General features: G+C 42.2%; 28 protein-coding genes. 17 read left to right on the top strand and 11 right to left on the bottom strand.

The genetic code is table 11. The features are described 5' to 3' along the window. Positions 1-73 precede the first annotated feature (73 nt). From tusA to fadB, 3 genes are all read right to left on the bottom strand, one after another. Positions 74-313, bottom strand: coding sequence for a sulfurtransferase TusA (gene tusA, locus C2M25_RS06670; protein WP_054554785.1), 240 nt, complete (start codon positions 311-313; stop codon positions 74-76). A 153-nt stretch (positions 314-466) separates the two neighbouring features. Beyond that, positions 467-1633 carry an acetyl-CoA C-acyltransferase FadA gene (gene fadA / locus C2M25_RS06665; RefSeq protein WP_105180743.1) on the bottom strand — a complete coding sequence of 389 codons (1167 nt, stop codon included), beginning with the start codon at positions 1631-1633 and terminating at the stop codon, positions 467-469. Between the two features lie 5 nt (positions 1634-1638). Then, entirely contained in the window at positions 1639-3798 is a 2160-nt protein-coding gene (gene fadB / locus C2M25_RS06660; protein WP_105173819.1) for a fatty acid oxidation complex subunit alpha FadB, read from the bottom strand. Between the two features lie 195 nt (positions 3799-3993). Between fadB and C2M25_RS06655 the strand changes: the two genes are divergently transcribed. The 9 genes from C2M25_RS06655 (at position 3994) to C2M25_RS06615 (ending at position 11831) form a co-directional block, all read left to right on the top strand. Continuing rightward, positions 3994-5880 carry a transglycosylase SLT domain-containing protein gene (locus C2M25_RS06655; RefSeq protein ID WP_105180742.1) on the top strand — a complete coding sequence of 629 codons (1887 nt, stop codon included), beginning with the start codon at positions 3994-3996 and terminating at the stop codon, positions 5878-5880. Between the two features lie 92 nt (positions 5881-5972). Next, entirely contained in the window at positions 5973-7295 is a 1323-nt protein-coding gene (pepQ, locus tag C2M25_RS06650; RefSeq protein ID WP_063701454.1) for a Xaa-Pro dipeptidase, read from the top strand. A 57-nt stretch (positions 7296-7352) separates the two neighbouring features. Further along, a complete protein-coding gene (locus C2M25_RS06645; RefSeq protein ID WP_063701456.1) occupies positions 7353-7970 on the top strand; it encodes a YigZ family protein in 618 nt (205 codons plus the stop codon). Between the two features lie 95 nt (positions 7971-8065). Continuing rightward, complete coding sequence (locus C2M25_RS06640) at positions 8066-9517, top strand: TrkH family potassium uptake protein (protein WP_063701458.1); 1452 nt, start codon at positions 8066-8068, stop codon at positions 9515-9517. 38 nt (positions 9518-9555) lie between these two features. Then, positions 9556-10212, top strand: a complete 657-nt coding sequence (locus tag C2M25_RS06635; protein WP_063701460.1) for a flagellar brake domain-containing protein — start codon at positions 9556-9558, stop codon at positions 10210-10212. A gap of 467 nt (positions 10213-10679) precedes the next feature. Further along, on the top strand, positions 10680-10889 hold the full coding sequence (locus C2M25_RS06630) for a calmodulin (RefSeq protein WP_054563772.1): 210 nt from the start codon (positions 10680-10682) through the stop codon (positions 10887-10889). Positions 10890-10956: 67 nt separating this feature from the next. After that, entirely contained in the window at positions 10957-11169 is a 213-nt protein-coding gene (locus tag C2M25_RS06625) for a calmodulin (RefSeq protein ID WP_054554776.1), read from the top strand. Between the two features lie 140 nt (positions 11170-11309). Further along, positions 11310-11525, top strand: a complete 216-nt coding sequence (locus C2M25_RS06620; RefSeq protein WP_055022185.1) for a calmodulin — start codon at positions 11310-11312, stop codon at positions 11523-11525. Between the two features lie 87 nt (positions 11526-11612). Further along, positions 11613-11831 carry an EF-hand domain-containing protein gene (locus C2M25_RS06615; RefSeq protein ID WP_054554774.1) on the top strand — a complete coding sequence of 73 codons (219 nt, stop codon included), beginning with the start codon at positions 11613-11615 and terminating at the stop codon, positions 11829-11831. Between the two features lie 70 nt (positions 11832-11901). Here the strand turns inward: C2M25_RS06615 and trkA are convergent, their stop codons facing one another. From trkA to def, 4 genes are read right to left on the bottom strand one after another with little or no spacing between them, the layout of a single operon-like run. Further along, positions 11902-13278, bottom strand: a complete 1377-nt coding sequence (gene trkA, locus C2M25_RS06610; RefSeq protein ID WP_063701464.1) for a Trk system potassium transporter TrkA — start codon at positions 13276-13278, stop codon at positions 11902-11904. Between the two features lie 12 nt (positions 13279-13290). Further along, entirely contained in the window at positions 13291-14577 is a 1287-nt protein-coding gene (gene rsmB / locus C2M25_RS06605) for a 16S rRNA (cytosine(967)-C(5))-methyltransferase RsmB (protein WP_063701466.1), read from the bottom strand. Next, positions 14570-15523, bottom strand: a complete 954-nt coding sequence (fmt, locus tag C2M25_RS06600) for a methionyl-tRNA formyltransferase (RefSeq protein ID WP_063701468.1) — start codon at positions 15521-15523, stop codon at positions 14570-14572. Before fmt ends, rsmB begins: the two co-directional genes overlap by 8 nt. Positions 15524-15546: 23 nt before the next feature. Continuing rightward, positions 15547-16053: a peptide deformylase gene (gene def / locus C2M25_RS06595; RefSeq protein ID WP_105180741.1), complete on the bottom strand. Its 507-nt coding sequence runs from the start codon at positions 16051-16053 to the stop codon at positions 15547-15549. A gap of 118 nt (positions 16054-16171) precedes the next feature. On the opposite strand from def, the gene C2M25_RS06590 reads away from it, so the two are divergent. From C2M25_RS06590 to hemF, 6 genes are all read left to right on the top strand, one after another. Beyond that, the gene (locus tag C2M25_RS06590) at positions 16172-17290 is read left to right on the top strand and encodes a LysM peptidoglycan-binding domain-containing protein (RefSeq protein ID WP_063701472.1); all 1119 of its coding nucleotides are present in this window, start codon (positions 16172-16174) and stop codon (positions 17288-17290) included. 30 nt (positions 17291-17320) lie between these two features. Beyond that, positions 17321-18418, top strand: a complete 1098-nt coding sequence (gene dprA, locus C2M25_RS06585; RefSeq protein ID WP_105180740.1) for a DNA-processing protein DprA — start codon at positions 17321-17323, stop codon at positions 18416-18418. After that, positions 18411-18884, top strand: coding sequence for a DUF494 family protein (locus C2M25_RS06580; protein WP_054563780.1), 474 nt, complete (start codon positions 18411-18413; stop codon positions 18882-18884). Before dprA ends, C2M25_RS06580 begins: the two co-directional genes overlap by 8 nt. A gap of 71 nt (positions 18885-18955) precedes the next feature. Beyond that, a complete protein-coding gene (locus C2M25_RS06575; RefSeq protein ID WP_063701474.1) occupies positions 18956-19525 on the top strand; it encodes a DNA topoisomerase family protein in 570 nt (189 codons plus the stop codon). 34 nt (positions 19526-19559) lie between these two features. Continuing rightward, positions 19560-20126, top strand: a complete 567-nt coding sequence (locus C2M25_RS06570; protein ID WP_062564610.1) for an L-threonylcarbamoyladenylate synthase — start codon at positions 19560-19562, stop codon at positions 20124-20126. A 2-nt stretch (positions 20127-20128) separates the two neighbouring features. Continuing rightward, entirely contained in the window at positions 20129-21079 is a 951-nt protein-coding gene (gene hemF / locus C2M25_RS06565) for an oxygen-dependent coproporphyrinogen oxidase (RefSeq protein WP_105180739.1), read from the top strand. Here the strand turns inward: hemF and C2M25_RS06560 are convergent. The 3 genes from C2M25_RS06560 to C2M25_RS06550 all read right to left on the bottom strand — a co-directional run bounded on the left by C2M25_RS06560 (position 21076) and on the right by C2M25_RS06550 (position 23703). Beyond that, entirely contained in the window at positions 21076-21528 is a 453-nt protein-coding gene (locus C2M25_RS06560) for a hypothetical protein (protein ID WP_054554763.1), read from the bottom strand. The two genes, hemF and C2M25_RS06560, sit on opposite strands and share 4 nt — an antisense overlap. A gap of 66 nt (positions 21529-21594) precedes the next feature. Next, positions 21595-23190, bottom strand: a complete 1596-nt coding sequence (locus tag C2M25_RS06555) for a methyl-accepting chemotaxis protein (protein WP_105180738.1) — start codon at positions 23188-23190, stop codon at positions 21595-21597. Positions 23191-23271: 81 nt separating this feature from the next. Next, positions 23272-23703, bottom strand: a complete 432-nt coding sequence (locus C2M25_RS06550) for a group II truncated hemoglobin (protein ID WP_054554758.1) — start codon at positions 23701-23703, stop codon at positions 23272-23274. A gap of 41 nt (positions 23704-23744) precedes the next feature. On the opposite strand from C2M25_RS06550, the gene aroE reads away from it, so the two are divergent. Continuing rightward, positions 23745-24569, top strand: coding sequence for a shikimate dehydrogenase (gene aroE / locus C2M25_RS06545; RefSeq protein WP_105180737.1), 825 nt, complete (start codon positions 23745-23747; stop codon positions 24567-24569). Further along, the gene (locus tag C2M25_RS06540; protein ID WP_105180736.1) at positions 24566-24820 is read left to right on the top strand and encodes a DUF1488 domain-containing protein; all 255 of its coding nucleotides are present in this window, start codon (positions 24566-24568) and stop codon (positions 24818-24820) included. The genes aroE and C2M25_RS06540 overlap by 4 nt, the downstream gene beginning before the upstream one ends. Here the strand turns inward: C2M25_RS06540 and C2M25_RS06535 are convergent. After that, complete coding sequence (locus C2M25_RS06535; protein WP_063701482.1) at positions 24817-25350, bottom strand: gamma carbonic anhydrase family protein; 534 nt, start codon at positions 25348-25350, stop codon at positions 24817-24819. The two genes, C2M25_RS06540 and C2M25_RS06535, sit on opposite strands and share 4 nt — an antisense overlap. Positions 25351-25879: the final 529 nt, after the last annotated feature.

Raw genomic sequence — 25879 nt, 5'->3', positions numbered from 1 at the left:
CGAACTTTAATTTGTTGCCATCATCTTGCGATAACGTTGGGTTTCGCTTCGCTCTAACCAACCTACGAGCTCGTTATAACCCTTTCTTCACCAAGTATCGATACGGTGCTTGTTCTACATCTTTAGCCACAAGTGTGTGATCCATAAAGGTACAAAAGCTTGGGATATCACGGGTGGTTGATGGGTCGTCGGCGATAATAAGTAAAGTTTCGCCATCTTTCATTTTACGTACTGCGCCACGCACCATCATCACAGGTTCTGGACAACGAAGGCCAAGTGCATCTAATTGGTGATCGGGATTATCAAAACTCATGGCTGACCTTTTGGATGAAAGAGACGATTAATAAGCGGCTATTTTAACTTTCTATTGCCGCCAGTTTCAATAAGCGAAAGCAAAGCAAATAAAAAAGGCGCACTGAGCAAATCAGTGCGCCTTTTTATCACCAAGATGTTTGGTGTGAGCTCGTTATTCTACGCGCTCAAATACAGTTGCAATACCTTGGCCTAAACCAATACACATAGTTGCTAGACCGTATTTAGCGTTCTTGTCTTCCATTAGGTGAACAAGCGTTGTGCTAATACGTGAACCAGAACAACCAAGTGGGTGACCAAGTGCAATTGCACCACCATTTAGGTTAACTTTTTCATCTACCACGTCCATCAGACCTAGGTCTTTTAACACAGGTAGAGATTGTGCTGCGAATGCTTCGTTAAGCTCTGCAACATCGATATCGTCAATAGTGATACCTGCTTGTTGAAGTGCTTTTTGCGATGCAGGAACAGGGCCGTAACCCATGATTGATGGATCGCAACCTGCAACAGCCATTGATTTAATACGCGCACGAATTGGTAAACCAAGTTCATTTGCTTTTTCTTCGCTCATTACAAGCATTGCTGACGCGCCGTCAGAAAGTGCAGAAGAAGTACCTGCCGTTACGCTACCTGATGCTGGATTGAATACAGGGCGTAGTTGCGATAAACCTTCTACAGTTGTTTCTGGACGGATTACTTCATCGTCTTCAACTAAGATTAAAGAACCATCTGCATCATGACCTTCCATTGGCAGGATTTCACGACGGAAACGACCTTCAACAGTTGCCGCGTGTGCACGTTGATGTGAACGGTAAGCAAACTCGTCTTGTTGCTGGCGGCTAATGCCGTGCAGCGTTGCAAGGTACTCTGCAGTTAAACCCATTACGCCGGCAGCTTGTGCTACAGACGTTGATAAACCAGGGTGAAAATCATTACCGTGAGTCATAGGTACGTGACCCATGTGCTCAACACCACCAATGATATAGGTATCACCAGCGCCAGTCATAATAGCGCGTGCTGCATCGTGTAATGCCTGCATTGATGAGCCACATAAACGGTTAACCGTTACTGCTGGCACTGAATGCGGAATACCGGCGAGTAGTGCTGCGTTACGAGCAATGTTAAAACCTTGCTCTAAAGTCTGTTGTACACAGCCCCAGTAAATATCATCAATTGATGCTGGATCAACGGCTGGGTTACGGTCTAACAAACCTTTCATTAAGTGAGCACTTAAATCTTCCGCACGCTTGTTTTTGAATACGCCGTTCTTAGAACGACCCATTGGTGTGCGGATACAATCTACGATTACTGGATTATTCATGTTTCTTATCCTTCCACCTTATAGAATACACGGCCTTCTTCGGCCCACTTGCGAGTTTCATCAGATACTTGGTAAATCGCACCTAAATGAGCGTACTTGTCTGCTGTTGCAACAAAGTTCGCTAAACCAGTTTGATCTAAGTAACGGAATGCACCGCCTCTAAATGGAGGGAAACCAATGCCGTAAATTAGCGCCATGTCAGCTTCTTGTGGAGACGCCACGATACCTTCTTGTAAACAAAGTAGTACTTCGTTGATCATAGGGATCATACAACGGTCAATGATTTCTTGTTTATCAAAATCTTTAGGTGCATCAGTGATGGCACTTAGTAACTCAGTTGCTGTAGCATCTTGTGCCTTTTTAAGGCGACCACGGCGGTCTGGTGCATATTGGTAGAAACCAGAACCATTTTTCTGACCAAAACGTTTTTCGTTTGCGAATACAGTAACAGGGTCTTTATCTTGACGAGCCATACGCTCAGGGAAACCATCTGCCATTACACCAGTACAGTGGTAAGCCGTATCGATACCTACAACATCAAGAAGGTAGGCAGGGCCCATAGGCCAACCAAATACATTTTCCATTACTTTATCAACTTTCGCGAAGTCAGCACCTTCAACAACAAGTTTGCTGAAGCCTGCAAAGTAAGGGAATAATACGCGGTTTACAAAGAAACCAGGGCAGTCGTTTACAACGATTGGTGATTTACCAAGTTTTAAAGCGTAATCAACAACCGCATTAATTGTTGCTTCTGATGTTTTTTCACCGCGAATGATTTCTACTAATGGCATTTTTGGCACTGGATTAAAAAAGTGCATACCACAGAAGTTTTCTGGTTTTTCAAGTGCAGATGCTAACTCGTCAATACGAATTGTTGAGGTATTTGAAGTTAGGATAGTGCCCGCTGGTAAGTCTTTTTCAAGACCTGCAAGAACGGCTTGCTTCACTTTAGGGTTTTCAACCACGGCTTCAACAACAATATCAGCACTTTGTAAGTCTGCATCGTTAAGCGTCGGTTTGATCTTGCCTAATGTAGCAACCATCTTTTCCATCGCCATATGGCCACGTTGTACTTTTTTACCAAGTAGCTTAGAAGCTTCGCCCATACCTAAATCAAGTGCATCTTGGTTGATGTCTTTCATGATAATAGGTGTGCCTTTATAAGCAGACTGATAAGCAATACCGCCGCCCATAATACCTGCACCTAATACAGCGGCTTGTTTAATTTCAAGTTCACTGTGCTTAGCTTGCTTCTTCGCTTTACCTTTAATGTATTGGTCAGCTAAGAAAATACCTGTTTGTGCTGCTGCTTCGCTTGTTGCTGCTAATTTAGCAAAGTTAGCGTTTTCAATCGCCATTGCTTCAGCGCGTTCACAATTTGCAGCTGCTTTAATTGTTCTTACTGCCATAACGGGTGCTGGGTAATGACCTTTTGTCTGACCCATTACCATACCTTCCGCCATCGCAAAGCTCATGCCTTGCTCAACACGGTTCATTTTCAGTGGCTGTAATTTTACTTGTCGTTTTGCTTGCCAATCTAGCTTGCCAGCAATTGCTTGTTCAAGTGTTGATATGCTTGACTCTAAAAGTTTGTCAGCACTAACTACCGCGTCAAGCGCACCAACTTTAAGTGCATCCGCAGCACGGTTTTCTTTGCCAGTGGTGATCCACGTCATCGCATTATCAGCGCCAATCAGGCGCGGAAGGCGAACAGTGCCACCAAAACCAGGCATAATGCCTAATTTAACTTCAGGTAGGCCAATTTTAGCATCAGTACTACCAACGCGATAATCGGTAGCAAGTGCCCACTCACATCCACCACCAAGCGCCATGCCGTTTACAGCACTTAACGTTGGGAAAGGTAAATCTTCAATAGCGTCAAAAACGTCAGTTGCATTTTTGATCCATGCAACAAGTTCTTCTTGAGGTTTAGTGAATGTAGGTAAAAATTCGAAAATGTCGGCGCCGATAATGAAATGATCTTTATCGCTGGTGAACACCATGCCTTTGATATCTGAGTTTGTTGCCAATTCTTTTAATGCTAAAGCGCAATCTTGCAAGGTTTGCTGCGAAAGTTTGTTTACTGAACCGTCGGCACAGAACTTAAACTCGGCGATGTTGTCCTTGATGAAAGCAACTTCAAATGAATCGCTTTTATATAACATTATTATTCTCCCTAGTTAATTAACTAAGACTGGTACGATGAGTTTGCATTTCAATCAGTGTGCTTGCTTTAAAATGAAAATGCAACGAAAAATTTACTGCGCTTTATCGCGATTGGTTAAAATATAGCTGGTTTGGTGCTAAGGTGTAGGAGAAGTTTTTTGTTATTAATTCTTTAATTTTTGTTAAAGGTCATCATGAAAAAACAACTCTTTGGTTGGACAGCTGCCGCATTAATTTTTCCTTTTTTTGCAGCTGAAGCCAACGATAAACATGACGCTTTTTTAAAAGCAGAAAAAAAGGCGCGTTACGGTGATTATCAAGACATGAAAAATGCAATTAACGGGCTCGATCACCCGTTAAAGCCTTATGTCGAAAAGGCGTTTTGGCAACGTAATCCAAGCTTAAATCACCAAACAGAGATCGAAAACTTTCTCAATATTTATCAAAATACACCGCTTGAGTGGCCGGTGCGTAAAGCCTGGCTTGAATACTTGAAAAAGTACAACAAGAAAGCGGCTTATATTCGTAACTATCGCGAAACGAGCAACAACGAATTGACCTGTCCTTATTTAAGTTTTCAATTAGACTTAGGGGCACCTGAAAAAGCCATCATGAACCAAGTTAGTGATTTGTGGGTGGTAGGAAAATCACAACCTAAAGAGTGTGATAAGTTGTTTTCACTCTGGAAGAAGAAGGGTTACCAAACGCAAGATCGTATTTGGCAACGTATTAGCTTAGCGGCAGAGGGCGGCACATCAAGCTTAATTCCTTATTTAAAAACGTTATTGCCTCAAAGCGAGCAATATTTAGCTGACTTATATTTAACAGTTCGCAAAGACCCAAGTGCAGCAGCCGGGCTTTATCGTTATAAGAAAAAGTCGGCTAAAGAGGGGCAAATTGCCCTTTACGGTGTGAAGCGTTTAGTGTGGCGAGATAATGACCTTGCATTACGTGCATGGGAAAAGCTCGAAACCATGTTTAATTACACAGACGAGCAAAAAGCAGATGTTTATTATAGTTTTGCGTTGTCGCTTGCATCTAATGGTCATCAACAAGCGCGTTTTTGGCTGAATAAAGTGCCTAAAGACCGTCAAACGAGCAAGCTAATGCAGTGGCAGTTAGCAAATATGCTTGAAAGACAAGATTGGTCAGGCATTGTGGCGTTTTTTACTGGTAAAGAAAATCTCAGCCTTGGTCAGCAATATTGGTTAGCGTATAGCTTAAACCAGCGCGGTGAAGTAGAGCGCGCGCGTGCTATTTGGCAAACAGTAGCAAAAGAGCGTGATTATTATGGCTTTTTAGCTTCAGCACGATTAGGTATTCCGGTTAGTTTAAACAATAAAGATATCAGCATTAGCAATCAATTAAAGTTAGAAGTAGCCAATGCTCCAGGCTTTAAACGTGCTCGTGCTTTATATGAACTTGAGCGTTTTACCTCAGCGCGCCGTGAATGGAATTACCTAACAGACACCTCAACTAAAGAGGAAAAGCTCGCAGCCTCAATTTTAGCGGCTGATCTCGATTGGTACGACAGCACTATCTACACCTTAGCGCAGATAAAAGAGTGGGATTATGTCGACTTACGCTTCCCATTTGCGTTTAAAGATGTGTTTGCCACGTATAGTAGTCGCAGCCATATTGATGTTGCATGGAGCATCGCTATTTCGCGTAGAGAAAGTTCTTTTGCACCTGATGCTCGCTCTCATGCTAATGCGCATGGTTTAATGCAGCTACTACCAAGCACAGCCAAATATATGAATAAGAGTACGGTAACACGTAAGCAGCTGTATCAGCCACGTACTAATATTCGACTTGGTACCGAGTATCTACAGTATTTGAAAAAGAAAAATCATGGCAATGAGATCCTGGCTACAGCCTCATATAATGCAGGTTATCATCGTATTAAACGCTGGTTACCTGAACAGCCAATGCCTGCCGAGCTGTGGATCGAATTAATTCCTTTCACAGAAACACGTAACTACGTTAAAAACGTGTTTGCTTACAGACAGGTATACCATACTCGACTCGGTCGCGACGGCAATGTATTAGCACCCGTGTTAGATATGTCGATGGGTGGTTAAGCTTCACTGCATGTACTATCCCCTCAGTTGGGGGATGGTGCTGGACTATGATAGACTGCTAACAAGTTAAATTTACTAAAGATGGGTTTACTATGGATAAATTAGCGGTGTTATACGCCGAACATATTGCAACCTTGCAACAACGTACTCGCACAATTACAGAGCGCGAAGGTTTAGAAGGGTTAGTAATTCACTCAGGTCAGGCTAAGCGTCAGTTTTTAGATGACATGTATTATCCGTTTAAAGTGAATCCGCAATTTAAAGCGTGGTTACCAGTGATCGACAACCCTCATTGTTGGATTGTGGTTGATGGTGTATCTAAACCTAAACTTATTTTTTATCGTCCAGTGGATTTTTGGCATAAAGTGCCTGATGAGCCGCGTGATTTTTGGGCTGAGTATTTTGATATTGAATTATTAGTACAGCCAGATCAGGTCGAAAAATTGCTTCCTTATGACAAAGCAAATTACGCCTACATTGGTGAGTATTTAGAAGTAGCGCAAGCGCTGGGCTTTAGCATTATGAATCCAGAGCCAGTGATGAACTACTTGCACTTTCACCGTGCTTATAAAACACAGTATGAGCTTGAATGTTTACGCCAAGCAAACCGTATTGCGGTAGAGGGCCATAAAGCAGCACGTGACACATTTTTTGCTGGTGGCTCAGAGTTTGATATTCAACAAGCTTATCTTATGGCTACCCGTCAAAGCGAAAACGAGATGCCTTACGGCAATATCGTTGCGCTCAATGAAAACTGTGCAATTTTACACTACACTCATTTTGAGCCAAAAGCGCCGCAAACACATCGCTCTTTCTTGATTGATGCTGGTGCAAACTTTAACGGCTATGCTGCTGATATTACACGTACTTATGACTTCAAAAAGTCGGGCGAATTTAGCGATCTAATTAAGGTCATGACTGAGCATCAAATTGCTTTAGGAAAAGCATTAAAGCCTGGCTTGTTATATGGTGAATTACATTTAGATTGCCACCAACGTGTAGCGCAAGTGCTTAGCGACTTTAATATTGTGAAATTACCAGCCGCTGAAATTGTTGAACGTGGTATTAGTTCAACCTTCTTCCCGCATGGTCTTGGCCATCACTTAGGTTTACAAGTTCATGATATGGGTGGTTTTATGGCTGATGATAAAGGTACTCATCAGGCGCCACCTGAAGGCCATCCGTTCCTTCGCTGTACGCGTTTAATCGAAAAGAACCAAGTATTTACTATTGAACCTGGTTTATACTTCATCGACTCGTTATTAGGCGACCTTGCGCAAACAGACAACAAACAGTTCATTAACTGGGAAAAGGTTGAAGCGCTTAAGCCATTTGGCGGTATCCGTATTGAAGATAACATCATCGTTCATGAAGATAGCCTAGAAAACATGACCCGTGATCTACACTTAGATTAATGGTGAAGGTTAGTGAATATCGGGGCCAATAGGCCCCATTTTTTTAGATAAGCAATTATGTCTGAATACCAATACCCGGCTGAACCGGTTTTTTACCAAGAAGAAATTAAAAAAAGCACGTTTATTGTGCATATTGCCCACACGCCAGATCTAACCTCGGCGAAAGCCTTTATCAAAGAAATCCAAGAGAAATACAGTGATGCTCGTCATAATTGCTGGGCTCATGTTGCAGGAAACCCTGGTGGTAGTCATGTGTATGGTTTTTCTGATGATGGTGAACCCAATGGCACAGCAGGTAAACCCATGCTTAATGTATTAACAGGCTCTGGTATTGGTGAAATAACAGCGGTGGTAACTCGTTATTTTGGCGGTATTAAACTCGGCACTGGTGGGCTTGTGCGGGCTTACGGCGGTAGTTTAAATAATGCCATGCGTGAGCTTAAAACCATTACCAAGGTACCGAGTGTTGAACTGGTAGGTCAAAGTGATTACAGCGCACAGGGTGCAATTGAACAATTATTAAAAAGCCAGTATCAAGTGCTTAATATCGATAAACAGTTTGCAGAGAATATTGCCTGGAAAATTGAGATCGATAGTCGACAAGCCGAGCAAGCTATTCATGATGTTCATGAATTGACTCACGGTGCAGTGAGCCTAAAAGTCAGAAAAGTTTGAAATGTAAAAATAATACATTCCGTTTACTTACAATTAAGCCTGTAAGACAATAAACTGTATTAGCTAAACAATTAATAAGAAAGCGATACGCCTAGATGCAATTTCGTACCATAATAAAAATTCTCGGCCAGCTGGTGGCGTTATTTAGTATCACTATGGTGCCTCCGGCGCTGGTGTCTTTGATCTACAAAGACGGTGGTGGTGTGCCATTCGTTCTCGCTTTTATCTTTAGTGTTGTGATTGGTTTAGCGGCTTATTATCCAAACCGTCATGAGCATGGTGACCTTAAAGCCCGAGAAGGCTTCTTGATTGTGGTCTTGTTCTGGCTGGTACTAGGCACCTTCGCTGCGGTGCCTTTAGTGTTCTTACAAGAGCCTAATCTTTCCTTAGCTGACTCCGTATTTGAGGCCTTTTCAGGGCTTACAACGACAGGGGCTACCGTACTTACGGGCATAGAATATCTACCTAAATCAGTGCTTTTTTATCGCCAGCAATTGCAATGGTTAGGCGGTATGGGGATCATCGTACTCGCGGTCGCGGTACTGCCCATGCTAGGTGTCGGTGGTATGCAGCTATACCGTGCAGAAACGCCTGGTCCGGTTAAAGACTCGAAAATGACGCCGCGTATTGCCGATACCGCAAAGCACCTTTGGTATATCTATGTATCACTTACGATAGCTTGTACGCTTGCGTACTGGGCTGCAGGGATGGATTGGTTTGATGCAATCTGTCATTCATTCTCAACAATTGCGATTGGTGGCTTTTCTACTTACGACGCATCAATGGGGCAGTTTGATAGCCCATTAATTAACTTTATCTGTGTCGTGTTCTTATTAATTGCTGCTATTAACTTTTCGCTTCACTATGCTGCGGTATCGTCGCGCAGTCTTCGTGTTTATTTACGCGACCCTGAATTTAAAGTGTTTTTATTGATTCAATTAGCATTGGTCATTGTTTGTTTTACTGTACTGTCTTCAAATAATATTTATGCCGATGGTGATGAGACTCTCGACCAAGCTATGTTCCAAGCGGTATCAATGAGTACCACTGCGGGCTTTGCGACTGACAACTTCTCAGCATGGCCACTATTCCTACCTATTTTACTTATTTTTTCAAGCTTTATTGGCGGCTGTGCCGGCTCTACCGGTGGTGGTATGAAGGTTGTACGGGTGTTCTTACTTTACTTGCAAGGTATTCGTGAGCTTAATCGTCTTGTGCACCCGAGGGCTATTTACTCAATTAAATTAGGCCGAAAAGCACTCCCAGATAAAGTTGTAGAAGCCGTTTGGGGCTTCTTCTCGGCGTATGCTTTGGTGTTTGTCATTATCATGTTGGCGCTGATGGGCACCGGTATGGATAACATCAGTGCATTCTCGGCAACGGCAGCATGTTTAAATAATTTAGGTCCAGGTTTAGGTGAAGTAGCTGCTCATTACGGGGCGATTTCTGATACGGCAAAATGGCTACTTACTATTGCGATGGTATTTGGTCGTTTAGAAATATTCACCTTATTAGTGTTGTTTACGCCAACCTTCTGGCGAGGCTAACCATAGCAAGGTGATTATCTAGAAGTGGAGGCATTACTGTGCCAAAAACTCAAAAACAACGTAATCTTGAGAAGCTCACCTGTATCCCTGCAGGTAGCTTGGTGGATGTTGAAATTACCACACCAACCGACAGTAAACGCGTAAAAACAGAATTCATAGGATTGATGAATGATCAGTACATCATAATCAATTATCCATCCACAAAGCGTTTAGCGAATGGCAGTGATTTCATCAAAGATGGGGTGATGGTTGTTATACGGGCTGTACTTGAAGCGGGCGGTGGGCAAGTGATTGCTTTTCGTCAGCAAATAAACGCCTTGGCATCGCATCCGCATCGCTTAATATTTCTCGACTTTCCTCAGCAAGTACAGCTGTTTAGTTTGCGTAGTGAAGCGCGTATTCCTACGTTATTCCCGGCAAATTTAGTGATTGCAGAGCAAAAACTGGCTGGGCTAATTAAAGATATTTCACTCACAGGGGTTCAGTTTGATATTAATAGCAATGAGGATTTAAGCGCTTTGAAAGGGCAAAGTGGCCAAATCACACTGAGCAAACGAGAGTTTAATGGCACAGTATGCAGCGTACGCAAAAGAGCGGGTGGTTTTATGCTCGGTGTGCAGCTTGATACCAGTGAAGATGAAATGAAAGCGTTTATGAAAGAGCACCTAATTGACCTTTCAGTATTGGATAGCTAATGCCAATTCGCCATTTTGCAACAAAATGGCTATTTTCCTCGATTTAAACCTATAGATATCAAAATTAATTTATAAACAAACCAAAATAACCAATTAAATCAATGTTTTATTTGTTAAATTAATTTCGATTTTTTTCTTTAAGTTTTGTTGTTCAGATAGAGTTTATTTTCAAATTCCTAATTTCTCTGTTTTTTAATCCAAATAAATCACTATTGTCTCCATTTTATACTTCATAAGTCATTGATTTTAAAAGAAGCGTAAAACCAACCATTGAGCTTGTTGCAAAACAGCAACAAATAAATCGGGCTATTCTCCCGTAATTCTCGATATTTAAATTCAATACACTGATTTTATTATTTTTTTTAACTTTGGCACCGAAGTTGAAATAGTCTTAACGAACACAGAGAAAACTGATTCAGGAACATATCCTTTATCACAGTTGAGACAACATTGAAGGAATAGTGATTATGAAAACGTTACACAAAACTTTAGCACTTGTAGCTCTTGCAACTTCATCAGCAGCGTTTGCCGCTGACTTTGACACACTGGATGTTAATGGCGATGGCGCTATCAGCAAAAGCGAAGCATCAGTAAGCGAAACGTTAATGAGCCAATTTAAAGAGCTTGATACAGACGGCAACGGTGAGCTGTCTAAACAAGAGTACTCAAAAGCTTAATTTCATTGTAAGGACACACTGAAAAGGACTTCTAACTCAAGACAACACATTTTGAAGGAATGACATTATGAACACAGTAAATAAAACACTAGCACTTATGGCCCTAGTATCTTCATCAGCAGCGTTTGCGATGAGTGATTTCGATACCTTAGATGTTGATGGCAATGGTGTTATCAGCCAAAGCGAAGCATCGGTAGATGCAGAGCTTATGAGCAAATTCAGTGAATTAGACACTGACGGTAACGGTGAGTTATCGAAACAAGAATTTTCAAAAGCTTAATGTGATTAAGCAAAACCAGTTTATTTAGCTGATTAGTTCTGAGCTGCCAAAGACAGCCTAAATGGATAAGGGAGTCCATGACAAAGGACAACACTGGAAGTGTGATCAGCTAACACTCTTAAAATTGAAGGAATATGATTATGAAAACAGTAAATAAAACATTAGCTTTAATCGCACTTGCATCTTCTTCAGCAGCTTTTGCAGCAACTGATTTTGACACCTTAGACGTAGACGGTAACGGCGTGGTTAGCAAAAGTGAAGCAGCCGTTGACGCAAAAATTATGTCGCAGTTTAAAACATTAGACGTGAATGGTGACGGCGTCCTTACTGAAGCAGAGTTTTCTGAAGCCGAATAACTGAATTAGTACGTAGTTATACCAATTTCCACTAAACAGGGATCTCAGAAACGGATTTCACTCTTTTCAAATTTTGAGGTAGTTATTATGAAACAGTTAAGCACAACAATCGCAATTTTAGCACTAGCAACATCATCAGCAGCCTTTGCACAAGGCGTAAGCTTTGCAACGTTCGATACCGACGGTGATGGTGTGATCAGTAAAGAAGAAGCGTCTGCAAATATGCAGCTTGAAAAGTTATTTCCAGAGCTAGATAGCGATGGTAATGGCGAACTTTCAAAAGAAGAATTCGCTCAAATTCAATAGAATCTTTTAGAAAAGTTAGGTACTTTCACTTCAAGAGTCGTAAAGCAGCTGTCATGGCTGCTTTTTTCGTTTACAAGAAGATAGCACTTACTTGGAATAGTTTTTCTACAACCGTAATATGCTTTTTATCAATCAAGAACATGATGACATGGTCACCCGACTGAATAATGGTATCGTCATGGGCAATCAGTACATCATCGTTACGCACAATTGCACCAATGGTTGTTCCAGCTGGTAGCTTAATATCAGCAATAGCTCGGCCAACAACTTTAGAAGTATGCTCATCACCGTGAGCGACAGCCTCAATGGCTTCTGCTGCGCCCTTACGTAATGAATAAACGTTAACAATGTCACCACGACGTACGTGTGTTAGCAGCGCCGAGATAGTGGCTTGCTGAGGTGAAATAGCAATATCAATTTCACCGCCTTGTACTAGGTCAACATAAGCGCCACGCTGAATAAGCACCATGGTTTTTTGTGCGCCCATACGCTTTGCCAGCATCGCAGACATAATGTTTGCTTCATCGTCGTTAGTCACTGCGATGAATACATCCACTTGTTCAATATGTTCTTCAGATAACAGCTCTTGATCTGAGGCATCGCCACAAAACACAACCGTGTTATCAAGCATTTCAGAGAGCTGTGCTGCGCGCTCTTTATTGCGCTCAAGCAGCTTAACGCTGTGGTTTTTCTCAAGTGAACGCGCAAGGCCTGCACCGATATTACCACCACCCGCAATCATGATCTTTTTGTATGAACGTTCGAGCTTTTGCAGCTCATTCATGACTGCTCGAATATGCTTTGTTGCAGCGATAAAGAACACTTCATCGTCCGCTTCGATAACGGTTGTGCCAAGCGGTTTAATCGCTTTACCTTGACGATAAATAGCCGCTACCCGGGTTTCGACATTCGGGATGTGCTCTTTCAAGGCTGAAAGCGCATAACCCACCAGCAAACCACCGTAATAGGCTTTCACCGCAACCAGCGATAACATACCATCGGCAAATTGTAATACCTGTAAAGCACCCGGATAGTCGATTAAGCGACGAATATACTTAGTTACCAGCGCTTCTGGAGCTATGTAGTGGTCAACAGGTAAGTCATCGTTATGAAATAACTTTTCACGGTACTTTAAGTATTGTTCTGAGCGAATACGGGCAATTTTAGTTGGCGTGTTAAAAATACTATAAGCTACTTGGCAAGCAACCATGTTCACTTCATCTGAACTGGTTACGGCAATAATCATATCGGCGTCTTCTGCGCCTGCGCGACGCAATACATCTGGATGCGCACTGTGGCCAGTAACACCTTGTAAGTCGTACTTATCTTGTAGCTCTCGCAAACGGTTACCGTCGATATCGACAACGGTGATCTCATTTTGCTCACCTACGAGGTTTTCTGCCAGTGTGCCACCAACTTGTCCGGCACCGAGTATGATTATTTTCATAGCTTGTTCTTATTAGTGTTTTTTAACTAGCTTTGCATAATAGAAACCGTCACTTTCACCAGGTAGTAATTGCAGACCAGGTAACGTAGGGGTGTCGTTTTCATGCAAAGGTATGTGTTCAGCACTTGGATTATTGGCAAGAAACTTGGCAACTTGTTGCTGGTTCTCTTGCGGTAATACAGAGCAGGTCGCATAAACTAACGTACCACCTGGCTTAAGTAGAGGCCAGATGCTATTTAGGATATCGCCTTGTAAATTAGCCAGATCTTCAATATCAGATGCACGACGTAACCATTTAATGTCAGGGTGACGACGGATCACGCCAGTAGCTGAACAAGGCACATCAAGCAAGATACGGTCGAATTGCTGCTCATCCCACCAGATATGAGGTTGTGAAGCATCGGCACATTGTAAATCGGCAGCTAAACCAATACGCACTAAGTTTTGTTTAACACGTTCTAGGCGCTCGCTGTCGCTATCAAGTGCTAATACGTCGGCATCGGCAAGCTCTAGGATATGGCACGTTTTACCACCTGGCGCTGCACACGCATCTAAAATGACATCATCATTTTGAGGATCTAAAAAGCGTGCTGCTAATTGTGCCGCTGCATCTTGAACTGAGCAGGCACCGGTATCAAATTCTGGTAATGCGTATACATCACACGGTTTAGCTAGTTTAATACCATCAGGAAAATCAGCATTAAGGGTATGCTCAATATCATTTGCTTTAAGCATTTCGCTGTATTCTTGGGTGCTGTATTGCGCTTGGTTTACACGTAACCACATAGGTGCTTGTAGCTGATTCGCTTCAAGAATTTCTTGCCAGTTACCAGGATAAGCTGCAGTAATTTGTTTGATAAACCAACCTGGGTGGTTAAATTTGCAAACAGGAATTTGCTTTGCTTTTTCTTCAAGCTCAGCTTGTTCACGTTGGAAACTGCGTAAAATCGCGTTGATCAGGCCTTTTAAACCCAGTGCACGCATTTGCTGAAGCGCATTAACTGTTTCGCTGATTGCTGCATGAGGCGGTACACGCATATGCTGAAGTTGGTAAATACCCACATACAATAAAAACTGGAAAATACGGCGTTTGCCTTTTAGTGGTTGATCTAAAAGTTGCTGGCAATAATTTTCTAGGCTAGGTAAATAGCGCAGCACACCGTAGCAAATTTGTTGTAGTAAGGCTTTATCTTTCGGCGATAATCCTTGGCTTGCAAAAGGCAGCTCTTGATTCAACGACGCGCCTTTATCGACCACGTTGTAAAGGGTTTCAGCAGCAAGTGCTCTTACATTACTCATTGCTTTGACCTAATACTGAGCCAGGTTCAACCCAATCACTGCGACCATTTAAAAAGTCACTCACTGCCATTGGTTTTTTACCTTGTGGTTGAAGAAGGGTGATTTTAAGTGCATCTTGCCCACAGCCAACGGTAATACCTTGCTTATCAGCAGCAATGATTTTACCGGCTTGTGCAGTTTGCGATACAACCTCTGCTTGCCAAATTTTTACCGTTTGTCCTGCCATTTCAGTAAAGCAAACAGGCCATGGATTAAAAGCGCGGATATTACGCTCAATTTGCGCAGCATCCATTGACCAATCAATGTTTGCTTCGTCTTTTGATAGCTTTTTAGCGTAATTTGCCAGTGCATCATCTTGCTTTTCTGGGGTGATTTCACCTGCAGCAAGACGATTGATAGTATTGATCAGTGCATCAGGACCCAATGCAGCTAGCTTATCGTATAAAGAGCTACTGGTTTCTGTGCTATCAATCGGGCAACGGCTGATATGCAGCATATCGCCGGTATCTAAACCTTCATCCATTTGCATTATTGTTACACCGGTCTCATTGTCACCAGCCCAAATAGCACGTTGGATCGGTGCAGCACCACGCCAGCGCGGTAAAATTGAGCCATGCACGTTTAAGCAGCCTAAGCGCGGTGCATCTAAAATTGCTTTTGGTAACAGTAAGCCGTACGCCACCACAATCATAATATCGGCGTTCAAGCTGGTAAGCTCTGCAAGTGCGTCATCTGATTTTAGTGATTGCGGTTGATAAACTGGTAAGTCATGAGCAAGTGCAAGTTCTTTAACTTCACTGGCTTTTAGCTTTTTACCGCGGCCCGCTGGGCGGTCTGGTTGGCTATATACACCAACAACGTCGTGCTCTGAGTCAATCAGTGCTTGTAAATGGCGCGCAGCGAAGTCCGGCGTACCAGCAAAAATAATGCGTAATGGTTGTGTCACAGATATTCCTATTGATTAACTAATTATTTAGCAGCCAGCTTTGCTTCTTTCTCAAGCTTTTTACGGATACGTTGGCGCTTTAAAGGCGATAGATAATCAATAAATAGGGTGCCTTTAAGGTGATCAAGCTCATGCTGAATACAAATTGCTAATAGCTCGTCAGCGTCTAGGCTGAATTCTTCACCATTTTCATTAAGCGCTTTAACCGTGACAGTTTCTGCGCGGTCAACTTTTGCGTATGAGTAAGGAACAGATAAACAGCCTTCTTCACTCACCGTTGAGCCATCTTTTTTGGTGATTTCTGGGTTGATTAATACTAACGGTTGGTCGCGCTCTTCAGATACGTCGATCACCACAATTCGCTGGTGGATATCTACTTGCGTCGCTGCTAAGCCGATACCGTTTTCGTCATACATAGTTTCAAGCATGTCTTTGACGATTTGACGAATGTCATCGTTTACTTCTGGTACTTCTTTCGCGATTGTACGTAAACGCTCATCCGGAAATCTTAAAACTTCTAACCTAGCCATAGTTACCTTTTACACTTGTGATTCATTTAGGGTATTGTATGCTCTTATTTTAGCCATTCGTGTTCACCTTTAACAGGTTTTGGTCGATAATAATCTAAAAACAACTCAAGGAAGCCAAATGAGATACCCACTAGTTGCGGCTTTGTTAGCCATTAGCAGTGCTTTTCCGGTAGCTGCTGATGTTTTAACAATAAAAAAAGATGCACCAAAACAATACGTTGTCAAAAAAGGCGACACGCTTTGGGATATCTCGGGCGTATATCTTGACGAACCTTGGCAATGGCCTGATTTGTGGCAGATGAACCCACAAATTGCGAATCCGCATTTAATATACCCGGGTGATGCGCTCACTTTAATTTACGATAAAGACGGAAATCCTCGTTTAGTTAAAAATGCGCGTTATAAAAAACTCTCTCCTGAAGGGCGAATTACACCAAAAGGTAAGCAGGCTGTGCCGACGTTGCCTTTGGAATTGTTACGTCCATATTTGAGTTATGAACAAGCGATTAGCGCCGATATTATTGCAGAAAAACCGTATATTCTCGGTGCCAGTGTTAATACCAAAATGAATACTATGGGTCATACGCTTTACGTTAAAGGTGATTTAACACTTAACGAGGCTTATGGCGTGTACCGTAAAGGAAACGACCTTGTCGATCCAAATACCAATGAAGTACTGGCGAATAAAGCTGAATTAGTAGCGATTGTTCGTTCATTTAGAAGCGGTGATGTGGCAAATGGCGTGCCTGCCTCAGTGAAAGTTGAGCTGGTAAAACAAGAAATTAAGCCGCATGACTTTTTAATGCCTGCGATGGAAGGGCAAATGTTGCCAGCCTATTTCACTATGAAACGCCCTGAAACGGCTTTAGATGGCACTATTATCGCTTCAGCTAATGAAATGCGTGAATTTAGTACCATGGATATTGTTGTACTAAACTTAGGTTCAGACCAAGTGAAACCGGGTTTTGTACTCGATATTCAGCGTCAATCACCTGAAGTGTATGACGGCCGAAATGGTCCTCGTTATCGCGAAGATTCTAACAGTCTTGAGAAGTTTATGACTGATGCAAATGATGTGTTAGGAATTGAAAGCGATGAAGACAGTAATGTATGGCACATGCCAAAGGAAAAAGTCGGTGAGTTAATGGTGTTTAAGGTATATGACAACGTTAGCTATGCATTGATTGTGAAGAATCAGCACCCGATCCGAGTTGGAGATTATGCAGTTATAAACTAACTCACAATTTGGGCGCTCTAAGGAGGGAGCATGACACAGGTTTCAGGCAAGCTATCCCATTGGCTTGCCTTTTATTTATGTAAAGGGCTTGGGATAAAGAGCCTTATTGCATTAAGTCAAAAACAGCCATTGGATAAGCTATTTTCGTTATCCAGTTTAGAGCTTCAGCAGCTGGGCTTATCACAAAGCCAAGCCGATAACTTAGTTAATACCGACTGGCAATTAGTCGCCCACTACCAAGCATTAATAGCAAGACTTAAAATCAAAGTCATAAGTTATTTTGATAGCAACTATCCGCCCTTACTTAAGCAAATAGCCAGCGCACCTATTTTATTGTTTTGTTTAGGTAACACTGAGCTATTACTGTCACCACAAATAGCAATTGTCGGTAGTCGTAATGCCACTCCTACAGGTCTTGAAATAGCCGCTGAATTTGCTCATCAATTATCTGTTGTAGGCATGACAGTCACATCGGGTATGGCTATGGGAATTGATGGCGCAGCCCATAAAGGCGCATTAGCTGGATCAGGCAAGACCATTGCCGTACTAGGTACGGGTATCGATATTGCTTATCCCAAACGCCATAGTTTGCTCATTAAACAAGTTGCAGAGCGGGGCTTATTGGTTTCAGAGTTCTTGCCTGGCACCGCTGCTAATGCCGCTAATTTTCCGCGCCGAAACCGTATTATCTCTGGATTATCATTAGGTGTGTTGATTGTCGAAGCGCAAATTAAAAGCGGTTCTTTGGTTACCGTACGCTATGCACTTGAGCAAAATAAAGACGTGTTTGCTGTGCCGGGTTCGATAAAAAGCCCACTTTCAGAGGCAAGTCATTTTTTAATTAAGCAAGGCGCTAAATTGACAGAAAATATTAGTGATATTCTTGATGAAGTGAGCTTTTTCTGTGAAAACAGTCTATATAGTATAGAACAGCCTATAGCAGATGAACCCGACTGCCCAGTGTTCAAAAGTATAGGGTATGAGGTAACAAGTGTTGACCAAATTACACAGCGCAGCCAATTACCTGTAGACGAAGTACAAGCTCGGTTACTCGACCTAGAGCTCGCAGATAAAATCGAACGAGTACTAGATGGTTATATAAGACTTGGAGGACATAAACATGTTTGACATCCTCATGTATCTTTTTGAAAACTATATCCATAGTGAAGCTGAAATCTTTACTGAAGAGAACGAACTTACCGATGAGTTAGTTCGTGCTGGCTTCAATAAACCTGAAATCTACAAAGCCCTTGATTGGCTAGAGCAACTTGCTGACTTACAACAAAGCGATATCTACCCGTACCTTAATGCCCAACCACAACATGCCATGCGTATTTACACTGATAGTGAATGCCAAATGTTAAGTGTTGAGTGTCGCGGCTTTTTAATGTTTATCGAGCAAATTGGTGTGATTAACACTGTAACCCGCGAAATGGTGATAGATAGACTTTGCGCTCTTGATAAACCATTTATTTCTTTGGAAGATCTAAAGTGGGTGGTGCTTATGGTGTTATTTAATGTACCCGGGTCAGAGCAAGCTTATGCACAAATGGAAGACTTAATATTTGACGAGCCAGCCGATGTGTTACATTAATTCGACTTTGCTTGTATCTTTGTTGAGTTTGGGTATATTAGGCGAAAATTAGCCAACCCCACAGGAATCTTATGAGTAAAATCGACCATTCTCTTTTTTCTGCAGATAAACATGCACTCGAAAAAGAGTATGAGGTTTGCCCTAAATGCGGTTCTGAATTGGTTATGCGCAACTCAAAGTCAGGGCCGTTTTTAGGCTGTGCCAGTTACCCTAAGTGTGATTACATCCGCCCATTAGCTCATCATGATAGCCAACAAATAAAGGTGCTCGAAGACAGTGCCTGCCCAGAGTGTGGCAAGCCATTGGTAATTAAAAATGGCCGCTACGGCATGTTTATTGGGTGTACTGGCTATCCCGAGTGCCACTATATTGCACATGATGAAGAACCTGACGATGCCCCCCAATTACCTGCTTGCCCGAAATGCAAAAAAGGCCAGCTGGTTGCGCGTAGTAATAAGTTTGGCAAAACCTTTTATTCTTGTGATGGCTATCCGCGTTGTAAATATACGCTTAATCATAAACCTGTGGCGACCGAGTGTCCTGCCTGTCAGTGGCCAATTATGACCGAAAAGAAAACTGCCTCAGGTGTTGTGTTACAATGCCCGCAGAAGTCGTGTATGCATAAGTTAGTCGAATCTTAATGCACTTGTAATTTGTTTATTTAGGAGAGTTTCTTTGTCTGATCCTGTTGCACAACCAGCCAATGCAATTGACGCTTTGCAGCAAGGCGGTGTGATTGTTTACCCAACCGAAGCTGTTTTTGGTCTTGGTTGCGATCCTGATAACCAAGCTGCGGTTGAAAAGCTTTTAGCCATCAAACAACGCCCTGTAGAAAAAGGCTTAATTTTAATTGCTGACAATTATGGCCAGTTATTAAAGTATGTAGATGATGCCAAAATCCCCATGGATAAGCGTGCTGATATCTTCTCACAATGGCCAGGTGCTATCACTTGGGTGATGCCAGCAGCAAAAGAAACGCCAAAGTGGTTAACGGGTCAGTTTGATACTATTGCAGTGCGTGTAACTGATCACCCAACAGTAAAAGCCCTGTGTCAGCAATTTGGTAAACCGTTGGTTTCAACAAGTGCAAACTTAACCGGTCAAGAAACGGTAATGACTATCGCTCAAGCAAAAAGCGAATTTGCTGATACGGTAGATTTTTATGTTGATGAGCCGCTGGGCGGCAACAGCCAACCAAGTGTGATCAAAGACGCTGCGACCGGCAAAGTATTTAGAGGATAAACATGCAAAGCGAGCTACTCGAACAAGTTAAAGCCTATTTAATGGCCTTACAAGATACAATTTGTCAGGGCCTTGAAAGTGCCGATGGTAAAGCAAAATTTGTTGAAGATAATTGGCAACGTGCAGAAGGCGGTGGTGGACGTACGCGTGTTATCCAAGGTGGTAATGTCATCGAACAGGGTGGGGTAAATTACTCGCATGTATTTGGCGCGTCAATGCCAGCATCTGCAACAGCGCATCGCCCTGAGCTCGCAGGTCGTAGTTTTCATGCATGTGGTGTGTCATTAGTGATCCATCCGAATAATCCACATATTCCAACGAGTCACGCCAATGTCCGTTTCTTCATTGCCGAAAAAGAAGGTGAAGAGCCAATTTGGTGGTTTGGCGGTGGTTTTGATTTAACACCTTACTACCCTGTTTTTGAAGATGTACAACATTGGCATCAAGTGGCAAGCGATCTGTGTCAGCCATTCGGTGCAGCAGTTTACGACAAATATAAAAACTGGTGTGATGAATACTTTTATTTAAAACACCGTGGTGAAACGCGTGGTGTTGGTGGCTTATTCTTTGATGATTTAAATGAGCTCGGCTTTGAACAAAGCTTTGCCTTTATGCAGGCGGTAGGAAATGGCTATTTAGATGCTTACCTTCCTATTATTGAGCGCCGTAAAGACACGCCGACAACCGAACAGCAACGCGATTTCCAACTGTATCGTCGTGGTCGTTATGTTGAGTTTAATCTTGTTTGGGACCGTGGCACATTATTTGGCTTACAAACCGGCGGACGTACTGAGTCAATTTTAATGTCGATGCCACCATTAGCACGTTGGGAGTATAACTATGTACCTGCTGCAGATAGCCCAGAAGCTAAGCTGTATCAGTACTATTTACGTCCGCAAGATTGGTTAAACAGCAAAGAATCAGATTTAGTTGCACGCCAGTGGCAGCTTTAATCAAGTATTGAAACCACTCTAATCAACATTGTGTTGTCACCCTCAACGAGGGTGGCGACACTGTCACTGTTAGGCAGCTCTGCCAAGACACTAAATAGCACTTCTGCTTTTAATATCTCTAACTTATCAGATGGTGTATCAATGGGGGCACTAACCTGAGTTAAGCATTGACTAATATCACAGGCATAGAAATCAAGTTTCACCTCAAAATATTCAGGGTGCTGAATAAGCTTATCAAAACCATCAACAATGCTTTGTTCATGTTTATCGCTCTGTGAGGTTTTATCTTGACTGATAAGAGATTGAGCAATCTGTTGAATATCATCCTGATAAATATATTGATCAATCGTGCTTAGTTGATCAGCAGTATCATTCACGCTGTGCTGATAGGTAAATAGTAACGCCGCAATAATTCCAATGCAGACTAAAAGAGTTGTTATAAATTTCATTTAAACATCCTTATTTACTATGAAATGCATATAACAACTCTAGCAGTTGCACGAAAAGCGCGCAATTTAGCTTAATTTAAAGCGTCTTACTTGCTCATCAAGTGAACGAGCTAACGACAACAGCTCTTCACTGACTTTTTGGTTTTCATGGGCATCAACCAATGAGTGCTCGGCATTGTCACTAATTGCTATAACGCTTTGATTAATTTCTTCAGCCGCGAGGTTTTGCTGTTCGGTGGCATCAGCGATTTGCACGTTAAGTTGGTTTATTTCGCTCATTTGTGAAGAAATATCACGCAGAGCTTTAGCAACTTGCTTAACTTGAACTGCTCTTTCGTCTGCTTCTTCACAAGAGTTATTCATCGTATTAACGGTTTGTGCAGCTTCAGCTTGTAGTTTATCGATAGTGCGGCGAATTTCGTCGGTTGAGTCATGGGTGCGTGTTGCTAAAGTACGTACTTCATCGGCTACCACAGCAAAGCCTCGGCCAGCTTCACCAGCACGAGCTGCCTCAATCGCAGCATTAAGTGCAAGTAAGTTAGTTTGCTCGGCAATGCTACTGATCACCTCGAGTACTTTGCCAACGTCTAACGTTTGCGTTTGTAGTTGACTTACTTGCTCAGCTGCTGCTCTAACATCTGCCGCAAGTTGATTAATACTTTGCTCAGTGTGCTCAGCAACATGTAAGCTTTGCTGCGCAAGTTGATTACTATGCTCAGATTTCTCAGACGCAAAATGGGTGGTGTTTTTAACTTCGCTTGATGAGCTTTCTAATTCGTTGATAGCGGCAGCGACCGAATCTGTCCCTTGCTTTTGCTTTAAAATCGCTTGCTCGGTGGCATCCGCTGAGGCATAAATGCTTTCGGCAGAGTGGATCAATACCTTAGAAGAATGGGAGACTTGGGCAATATTATCTTTAAACGCGCCTATCATGTGATTAAAGCTGGTGGCGAGAGAGCTAAGCTCGTCATTATTATTGTCGTCTATCGTGAGGCTTAAATCTTTATTGGTGGTTGCCAAGTGCATAGTATGGCTAATGACTTTTAAGCGTTTGATGAATATTTTTCTAAACAGCACAGCCAGTAGTGAAAATGCAGTAATGAAAATAGCCGTTAGTAGTAGCGTGTTCATTAAGGTGTTTTGCGATACTTCTTGCTCAATATCAGCCAACGAATAACTAATTTTCACTACACCTAACACATCGCCTTCTTGTGCTTGATGGCAGCCTAAGCAGTTTGTTCCTTTATAGTCACTGCGAGCAAACATAGGCTTAAGATAAGTCATCGTACTATTTTGATTATCAATAAATAGTGCTTCAGTGCCTGTTAGTGCTTTTCGCTCAGCATCGTTAGTCGCAACTTGGTTGGCATTTCCTGGCCCATAAATTTTATTAACGATTGGACTACGAATGATATGAGCATCTGCAATATTAGGATGGCTTCTTAATTTAGTACTCAGAATTTCGCGATTAGCCATGGTGCCAGTTAGCATCATGGTATTAATAGAGTCAAAATAATTATCGGCAAGCAGTTTTATGTTACTTTCAACGGTATCTTGCGCTAATTCATGCTGCTGCTGGGCGCTGCTGAATATACTGGCAAACAGCACCAATACGCCTGTCAGAGCCAACAAGGCATAAATTTTAAATTGGATAGACTTCATTTGACGACGCTTTTTCTAAATTAAGGAAAATTTATTATCTTTATTTAGAAAAAGCGTACATTGATATAGCGCAAAGCTTCGTTAGTTTTGATTGATCATATGGCTGGCGAGTTGCGATAACGATTGTCTTAACCCTTCACGCAGGAGTGGGTTATCAATCTCGATATCAAGCGTTTTATTCATACAATGCATCCATTGGTCACGTAGGTCTTGATCAATAGGGAAAGGCATGTGACGCTTTCTTAGCATTGGGTGACCATATTTTTCAACGAATAGGTCAGGGCCGCCCAGCCAGCCAGATAAAAACTCAAAGAATACTTGGCGAATTCTATCTAAAGGCTGAGGATGCATATCATATAATGGTTTGGCGTATTCATCTGTGGCCATTATGTCGTAAAATCGATTTGCAATTGCTCGAGCTCCTGCTTCACCGCCAATAATTTCGTAAGGTGTTTTTTCTGGGGTAGGCGTTTCAGGCGTTGGTTTCGATTTAGAAAAAAGTCGTTTAATCATAATATTAATAAAGCTCTACAGGGCGAAGAGGTTGCTTCACTATGGACAAATACGCGGTTTTTGGAAATCCAATAAAACATTCGAAATCACCCGCAATACACGCACAATTTGCTGCATCATTAAACGAGCAAATACAATACAGCGCCATTTTAGCACCAACAGATGCATTTGAAAAAACTGTCGCTGAGTTTTTCGCTGCGGGTGGTAAAGGGGCTAATGTCACCTTGCCATTTAAAGAGCAAGCGTTTGCCATGGTCGATGAACTTACAGAGCAAGCGAAAATAGCCGGAGCAGTAAACACGATTAAACAACTCGAAGATGGTAGCCTAATGGGGGATAACACCGATGGTGTAGGGCTTGTTAAAGATCTTTTAGCCAATAATGTCACCTTAAAAGGGCAGCGAGTACTTCTTATTGGCGCCGGTGGTGCGGCGCGAGGCGTCATTCAGCCATTATTGAATGAGCAAATCGAAAGTTTAACAATAGCCAACCGTACCGCCGAAAAAGCAAAGGCGCTAGCAAGTCATTTTAATGGTGAAATTGATGTGCAGGGCTTTGCTTTAAATGATATCCCAGCAAACAACTATGATGTGGTAATTAATTCAACCTCAAGTAGCGTAACGGGAGACCTGCCTGGTATAGCTGAAGAGCACGTTGCTAAGTGTCAGTGCGCTTACGATATGTTTTACGCAAATGACGATACCGCATTTATCAGTTGGGTAAAGTTGATTAACCCAACATGTTTAACACTTGATGGTTGTGGCATGCTAGTTGGTCAAGCAGCGCAAGCTTATTTTGTATGGCGCAATAAAATGCCAGAAATCATTCCCGTTGTTAGCGCGCTTAAAGCAGGAGAAATTGCGTGAATCAAGCTATCCAATTTATAGACAGACTCGAATTTAAGCCAGAAGAAAAGCAGTTGGTGTTTTTTGCCCAAGTAAGTGGCTTGATGGTGGAGTGTGTTATTGATACCAGCAAATATGATTTTGCTGATCAAAGCAGTGCGGTTAATTACTTTGAATCTTATCGTTTCGATTACGAAGAACTCGCCGAGCAACTGATCGAAGATGAGCAGTATAACTCGGCAGGACAAGTCGAATTAACCGAGGTGTTTTAGCCCTCAGCTAAGTATTCATCTTTAAGCTGAACATAATTATCAGCAGAGACTTTTAAAAAGGCGCGCTCTTGCTCTGTTAAAGGGCGAGCCTGTTTAACAGGGCTACCGACATAAAGGTAACCAGACTCTAAACGCTTGTTAGGTGGTACTAATGAACCACCACCAATGATCACATCATCTTCAACAATTGCGTTGTCCATCACAATCGCACCCATCCCAACAAGTATACGATTACCAAGTTGACAGCCGTGTAACATAACTTTATGACCGACAGTGACGTCATCACCAATAATAAGAGGGTAACCATCGGGGTTTGACTTAGAAGCTCGGGTTAAATGTAAAACACTGCCGTCTTGAATGTTTGTACGTTCACCAATACGTATATAGTTAACATCACCTCGCGCAGCAACAAGAGGCCATACACTTGAATCTTTACCAAGCGTAATATCACCGACTAAAACCGATGACTCATCAATATAAACACTATTATCGTATGTCGGAGTGATCCCTTTATAAGAACGGATAGTCATAAATTCACCTTTTAATTTAAAAATGCGCTCAGTCTAGTGTAACAGCGAAGCAAATAAATACACCAAAACAGAGCTAAATTGACTGCTAAACAGCCAGTTTTAGGGTGTTTAGTTCAAAAGCTGAGCGAACAGTACGTTTTTTTAAATTTTATTGAAAAAAGTGCTTGCGTAAAAAATCCATCTCCCTATAATGCGACCCCACTGACACGGCGGGCAGCAACGAAAGGCGCTGAACAACGTAGCAGAGAGTTAAGTGAAACTTCGGTTTCAAATAATCGAAAGAAAGTTTGAAATTAAGTGTTGACTCGAAAATTTAAGGATGTATTATACGCATCCCTAGCGACAACGTCGCAACGTTCTTTAACAATATAAAGCAATCATCTGTGTGGGCACTCGTACAGGTTGAGTTCTAACAGCGAAGCTTAGTTTACTAAGTGACGCAAACAAATTTAGAGTCTCAAATGTAACTGAGTGACTTCATAGTCAATTCGATATCGAAAGATATCAAAATCAGAATTCATTGAGCATG

The sequence above is a fragment of the Pseudoalteromonas sp. T1lg21 genome (assembly GCF_002964625.1).
Classification (GTDB): Bacteria; Pseudomonadota; Gammaproteobacteria; order Enterobacterales; family Alteromonadaceae; genus Pseudoalteromonas; species Pseudoalteromonas gelatinilytica.
Note: the sequence above shows the minus strand (reverse complement) of the source record. Positions and strands in the feature narration are given on the sequence as shown.